This is a genomic window from Bacillus sp. C30 (genome assembly GCF_040838255.1).
Lineage (GTDB): Bacteria > Bacillota > Bacilli > Bacillales > Bacillaceae_G > Bacillus_A > Bacillus_A mycoides.
Genome location: NZ_JBFPJH010000225.1, coordinates 1 through 5,431, shown reverse-complemented (window position 1 = coordinate 5,431; position 5,431 = coordinate 1). Strand labels below are relative to the sequence as shown.

Here is a 5,431-nt window from a genome sequence, read left to right as displayed (position 1 = left end):
GTTCAAAAGAACTCGTAAATAGACCCTTTGTTTAATGGATCTTTACATATTATCATTAGGCAAATTCCGAGAAATCGTATGATAAAAATAAAAAGTGATGAGGAGAGGATTAAATGGAATTCGAATTTTTCTTTCAAATTGCACTTATTTTATTAAGTACAAAGCTTGCTGGTGACCTTAGTGTTAGATTAGGTCAACCTTCTGTACTCGGTAAATTAATTGTTGGTATCGTTATCGGTCCAGCTATATTCGGATGGATTGAAAATTCAGAGCTTCTAACACAATTAAGTAATGTCGGAGTTATTCTTTTAATGTTTATGGCAGGACTTGAAACAGACTTAGAAGAATTAAACGCAAATCGTAATTCTTCTTTAGCTGTTGCACTTGGAGGTATCGTTCTTCCATTCGTAGGTGGTTACGTTGCCGGTCTTGTTGTCGGTATGGAACAAGGGAATGCTGTCTTTTTAGGATTACTTCTATGTGCAACAAGTGTTAGTATTTCCGTTCAAACACTTCGTGATTTAGGTAAAATGAAAACACGTGAAAGTACGACGATGCTTGGAGCCGCTGTATTTGATGACATTCTTGTTGTTATTTTATTAGCATTTGCAATGAGCTTCTTAGGCACAGATGACGTTAACTTAACAATGATTATCTTGAAGAAAGTAGTATTCTTTGCTTCTATCATTTTAATTGGTTGGAAAGGTGTTCCAGCAATCATGCGCTGGTTATCACCACTTCGCGTATCTGAGTCTATCGTTAGTGCTGCACTTATCATCTGTTTCTCATTCGCATACTTCGGCGAACTATTAGGAATTGCTGGTATTATCGGTGCTTTCGCAGCTGGTATCGCTATTTCTCAAACGAACTACAAACATGAAGTAGAAAAGAAAGTAGAACCAATTGCTTACGCTATGTTCGTTCCAGTATTCTTTGTTAGTATCGGTATGAATATTACATTTGACGGTATTGGCGATCAAATTTGGTTCATCTTAGCATTAACAGTTATCGCTGTATTCACAAAACTAATCGGTTGTGGATTCGGTGCACGAATCACTGGATTTGATGCAAAGTCTTCTGCAATTATCGGTGCTGGTATGGTTTCTCGTGGTGAAGTTGCACTTATCATCGCAGGAACAGGACTTTCTTCTGGCCTATTAGCACAAGATTACTTTACAGCAATCGTTATCGTAGTTATTTTAACAACGATGATTACACCACCAATGTTAAAATACACTTTTGGTGCAAAAGATAAAGCAGTGAAAGCAAGCAAATAAGTTTACTATAATAAAAGGAGATTGATATCTTAAAAGATAGCAATCTCCTTTTTCATTTTCTCTTTAAACAATTCCATTCGTTTTTAACCATTTTTCAAAAATGGAGCGTGCTTCTTCATCATCGATATCATCACGAAATGAATAGACTTTAATGCCGTAATCATCTATATATTCACCTAGCTTCATTTCACTTACTTTCTCATAAAGACTCCCTGCTTCATATTCTGGAATATACGCATCCCAAACTGCCTCATTTATTCTTTTGTACGCTGTCACTTCTAAATCATATCCGTCTTCATAATAACCAATGTGATAATGTTTGTTAGGATCATATTTCTCCATTAAAAGCTCCTCCTAGTAAACAAAAGCGAGCCTTATATTACAGCTCGCTCCTCTCGTTCTATTTATTAAATACGTTCCATCGCTGTCTTCAACGTTCCGACAATAAAAGCAATTTCTTCACCTGAAATAACGAGCGGTGGCGCTAATGTTAATACGTTATTATACCCTGCTGTTGTCATACCGTTGCGTCCGATAATGAGCCCTTTTTCTTTACAAGCATTTACAACACTTGCAATTTTGTCATTATCAATTGGTTCTTTCGTCGCTTTATCATTTACTAGTTCGATTCCAACTAATAACCCTTTCCCTCTAATATTTCCAACAAGCGGATGTGCCCCAATTTCTTCTTTTAATTGATTTAATAAAAGTGAACCCATTTGTGCAGAGCGCTCAATTAAATTTTCATTTTCCATAATCTCTAAGTTTTTAAGCGCTAATGCACAAGCCGCTGGATTTCCACCAAATGTATTAATATGGCGGAAGAATTCATATTCTCCTGTTCCTTTAAATGCCTCATAAATTTCTTTTTTTACAGCTGTTGCTGATAATGGTAAGTATGCGCTCGTAATACCTTTTGCCATCGTAACGATATCAGGCTTAACGTCATAGTTCATAAACCCAAATGCTTTTCCTGTACGCCCGAAACCACAAATAACTTCATCACTTATAAGTAGTGCTCCGTGTTTTTGACATGTTTCGTGAATTGCTTTCATATAGTCTTGTGGTGGCATTAAAATACCTCCGCCTGTAATAATTGGCTCCATAATAAATGCGGCTATCGTTTCACTTAATTCCCATGTCATAACACGATCTACTTCTTTCACACACTCTACATCATAAATATTTTGCGATTCCATTTCTGGCATGCGGTAACAATCTGGAGGCGTTACGTGTAAAAACCCTGAAGCAAATGGCTCATATTGATATCTACGTTGTGCTTGGCCAGTTGCCGCCATCGTTGCCATTGTGTTTCCGTGATAACCACGATAACGCGACATAAATTTATAACGATGCGGTTCACCTTTTTGAGCATAATATTGTCTTGCTATTTTAAAAGCGGTTTCATTCGCTTCTGATCCACTATTAGAGAAGAAAATAACATACTCTCCACCAAGCCATTCGTTTAACTTTTCAGCGAGCTTAATTGCTGGTTCATGTGATTGTGACATCGGAAAATATGATAATGTTTGCAATTGCTTATAAGCTGCCTCTACAAGCTCTTTTCTTCCATATCCGCTATTTACACACCAAAGACCACTCATACCATCTAAGTATCTTTTTCCTTGTATATCTTCAACCCAGCACCCTTCTGCTTTTGCCCCTACCATTGTACTACTTGGACTAAAGGGACGCATTCCGTGCCAAACATATTGCTCATCTTTTGCTAATAATTCATCGGTTTGTTTTGTCTTCATCATTTCTTCCACCTTCCATAACAACTTATTTTTCACAAAGCTGCGCTGGTGCCATGATGAGTTAAATTTCTCCCTGCCTATTTTCATTCCACAAACACAAGACAAATCCTACCAAAATTAAAGTAATATTTATCCCGCTATTTGTGGGCAGTAAAACTCCCACCCCCAAATTCAGCTGGAGCAAAGAAGTTAGGTGGGAGATTAACTGCCCATAAACGCCCAATTGGTGAGGGCTAATAATCAGTGTGGGGGGATGAACAATCCCCCACACTGATTAAAGTTTCACTTTATAAGAAAATGTCAAAAGAAAGAGGAGCTTTTCTTATATTTCGAAAAGCTCCTCTTTTTTTAATGCGAAGATGCATCACTAATACCATGACCAGTATTAGATTTCACAAGAATTTCATCAAATTTCGCTGCATCTTCTTTCTTACTAGAGAAAACAGTTCCTAAATATGCTGCAAGAAACCCGAGCGGGATCGAAATAATTCCAGGTGTCATATATGGGAATATCGCTTCTCCAACAAAAATAGCTTTTCCAGCTACTGGGTTCCAAACATTTGGACTTAACGCTACAAGAACAATCGCTGATACAAGACCAACAATCATACCAGAAATTGCTCCTGTTGTATTAAAACGCTTCCAATAGATTGTAAATAATATAACCGGTAAATTTGCACTCGCTGCAACCGCAAATGCTAGTGATACTAAAAATGCTACGTTTAATGTTTGAGCAAATAAAGCAAGTATAATAGATACTATCGCCACCCCAATAGACGCATAACGCGCCATTGACACTTGCTCTTTTTCCGTTGATTTTCCTTTACGGATAATCTCATTATAAAAATCATGCGCGAATGCTGATGCTGCTGTTAACACAAGTCCTGCTACTACAGCTAAAATAGTTGCAAAAGCAATTGCTGATACGAAAGCAAATAAGAAATCTCCGCCTAATGCTTTTGCTAATAAAGGTGCTGCCATATTACCAGCAGGGTTTGCTTTAATAATCGCCTCATTTCCTACAAACGCTGCTGCTCCAAACCCTAATAAAATTGTCATAATATAAAACGCGCCAATTAACCACGTCGCATATACAACAGATTGACGTGCAGTTTTTGCATCACGTACTGTAAAAAAGCGGACAAGAATATGTGGTAATCCAGCTGTACCAAGGACTAGTCCTAAATTTAAAGAAAGTGTATCAAGACCATCCTTATACTTTACTCCTGGATTTAAAAACGAATCTTTTAATGGAGTAGCTGTTTTCATGTGAGCGAACATTTCAGTCACACTGAAATTAAATTTGGAGAAAACGATAACAGAAATAATAAATGTCCCTGCCATAAGTAGTACAGCCTTTACAATTTGAACCCAGCTCGTAGCTGTCATTCCTCCAAAAATAACATACACAGTCATAAGTGTACCTACGATTAATACAGATGTTGTATATTCAATACCTAATAATAGTTTAATAAGTGCACCCGCACCAACTAATTGTGCAATCATATAGAAAATTGAAATCGTCATCGTATTAAGCGCTGCTATACCACGAACTTTTTTCGCATCAAAACGTGCCGCAATCATATCCGCTAACGTGTACTTCCCTAAATTTCTAAGCGGTTCTGCGACAAGATATAGAACAACTAAATAAGCAACTAAAAAGCCGATACTATAAAAGAACCCATCAAACCCAGTTAACGCTATCGCTCCGGCTATACCAAGAAATGACGCAGCAGACATGTAATTCCCAGCAATAGCCAGACCATTTTGCCAGCCAGTTAATCCTTATCTTGTCTTATTAAGCTAATTTTTTATATAGACCCTACAAAAACAACTAACTCTATTGCTAATGGTTCTACTTTAAACACATTTTTGCAAATGAAATTTTATCTAAATACAAGACTCAAAACAAAAAAAGCACAGCGTGTATATATAGTGCGACCAACACTCTATATACCGTCCACCTGATTGCGCCAGGTAAACACTTGCTATACTCTCATGAGTTATTTTACATCATGTAGGGTCTATTAAGCAACGTTTACCAAATTGGTGACGTTGCTTTTTTGTTTCCACAAAGGGGACAGATTTATTATGGAGAAGAAAAAAGGAATTACAATTATCGCAGGTAATGAAACCTACGAAAACCTAGCAACATTCAAAACTATTGATGAATTAAATAAAACTGTTCGTTCATATAAAGAGAAATTTAAGGATCAGTTAAATAAAAACCAATTAGCTGTACTAGCGCACCTACACAACTACTCTGCTAAATTTTTTGGTGTATCTTTTAAAACGAAGAAGAAGATTGCTGAATCACTTAACATTAGCCGTAGAACGGTTATTTGACCTGGTCAAGAAAAACTGGAACATCAATTAGATTACGCAATTGATTTTGAA

At 36.8% G+C, this 5,431-nt stretch carries 3 protein-coding genes and 2 pseudogenes; 2 read left to right on the top strand and 3 right to left on the bottom strand.

Annotated elements, in window-relative coordinates; all coding sequences use genetic code 11:
- Positions 1 to 113: 113 nt before the first annotated feature.
- Entirely contained in the window at positions 114 to 1,277 is a 1,164-nt protein-coding gene (locus AB3X49_RS16960; protein WP_098168638.1) for a cation:proton antiporter, read from the top strand.
- Positions 1,278 to 1,340: 63 nt separating this feature from the next.
- Here the strand turns inward: AB3X49_RS16960 and AB3X49_RS16955 are convergent, their stop codons facing one another.
- From AB3X49_RS16955 to AB3X49_RS16945, 3 genes and pseudogenes are all read right to left on the bottom strand, one after another.
- Positions 1,341 to 1,619, bottom strand: coding sequence for a DUF3986 family protein (locus tag AB3X49_RS16955; RefSeq protein ID WP_328010878.1), 279 nt, complete (start codon positions 1,617 to 1,619; stop codon positions 1,341 to 1,343).
- A gap of 65 nt (positions 1,620 to 1,684) precedes the next feature.
- On the bottom strand, positions 1,685 to 3,034 hold the full coding sequence (locus AB3X49_RS16950; protein WP_367963541.1) for an aspartate aminotransferase family protein: 1,350 nt from the start codon (positions 3,032 to 3,034) through the stop codon (positions 1,685 to 1,687).
- 348 nt (positions 3,035 to 3,382) lie between these two features.
- Positions 3,383 to 4,819, bottom strand: a pseudogene (locus AB3X49_RS16945) (solute symporter family protein); the annotation flags it as partial.
- A gap of 306 nt (positions 4,820 to 5,125) precedes the next feature.
- Here AB3X49_RS16945 and AB3X49_RS16940 point away from each other — a divergent pair.
- A pseudogene (locus AB3X49_RS16940) lies at positions 5,126 to 5,377 on the top strand (helix-turn-helix domain-containing protein); the annotation flags it as partial.
- Positions 5,378 to 5,431 lie beyond the last annotated feature (54 nt).

What these genes read in the sequence shown, in the direction of transcription:
- AB3X49_RS16960 (WP_098168638.1), top strand. Translation starts at nt 114, where the DNA reads ATGGAATTCGAATTTTTCTTTCAAATTGCACTTATTTTATTAAGTACA.
- AB3X49_RS16955 (WP_328010878.1), bottom strand. Translation starts at nt 1,619, where the DNA reads ATGGAGAAATATGATCCTAACAAACATTATCACATTGGTTATTATGAA.
- AB3X49_RS16950 (WP_367963541.1), bottom strand. Translation starts at nt 3,034, where the DNA reads ATGAAGACAAAACAAACCGATGAATTATTAGCAAAAGATGAGCAATAT.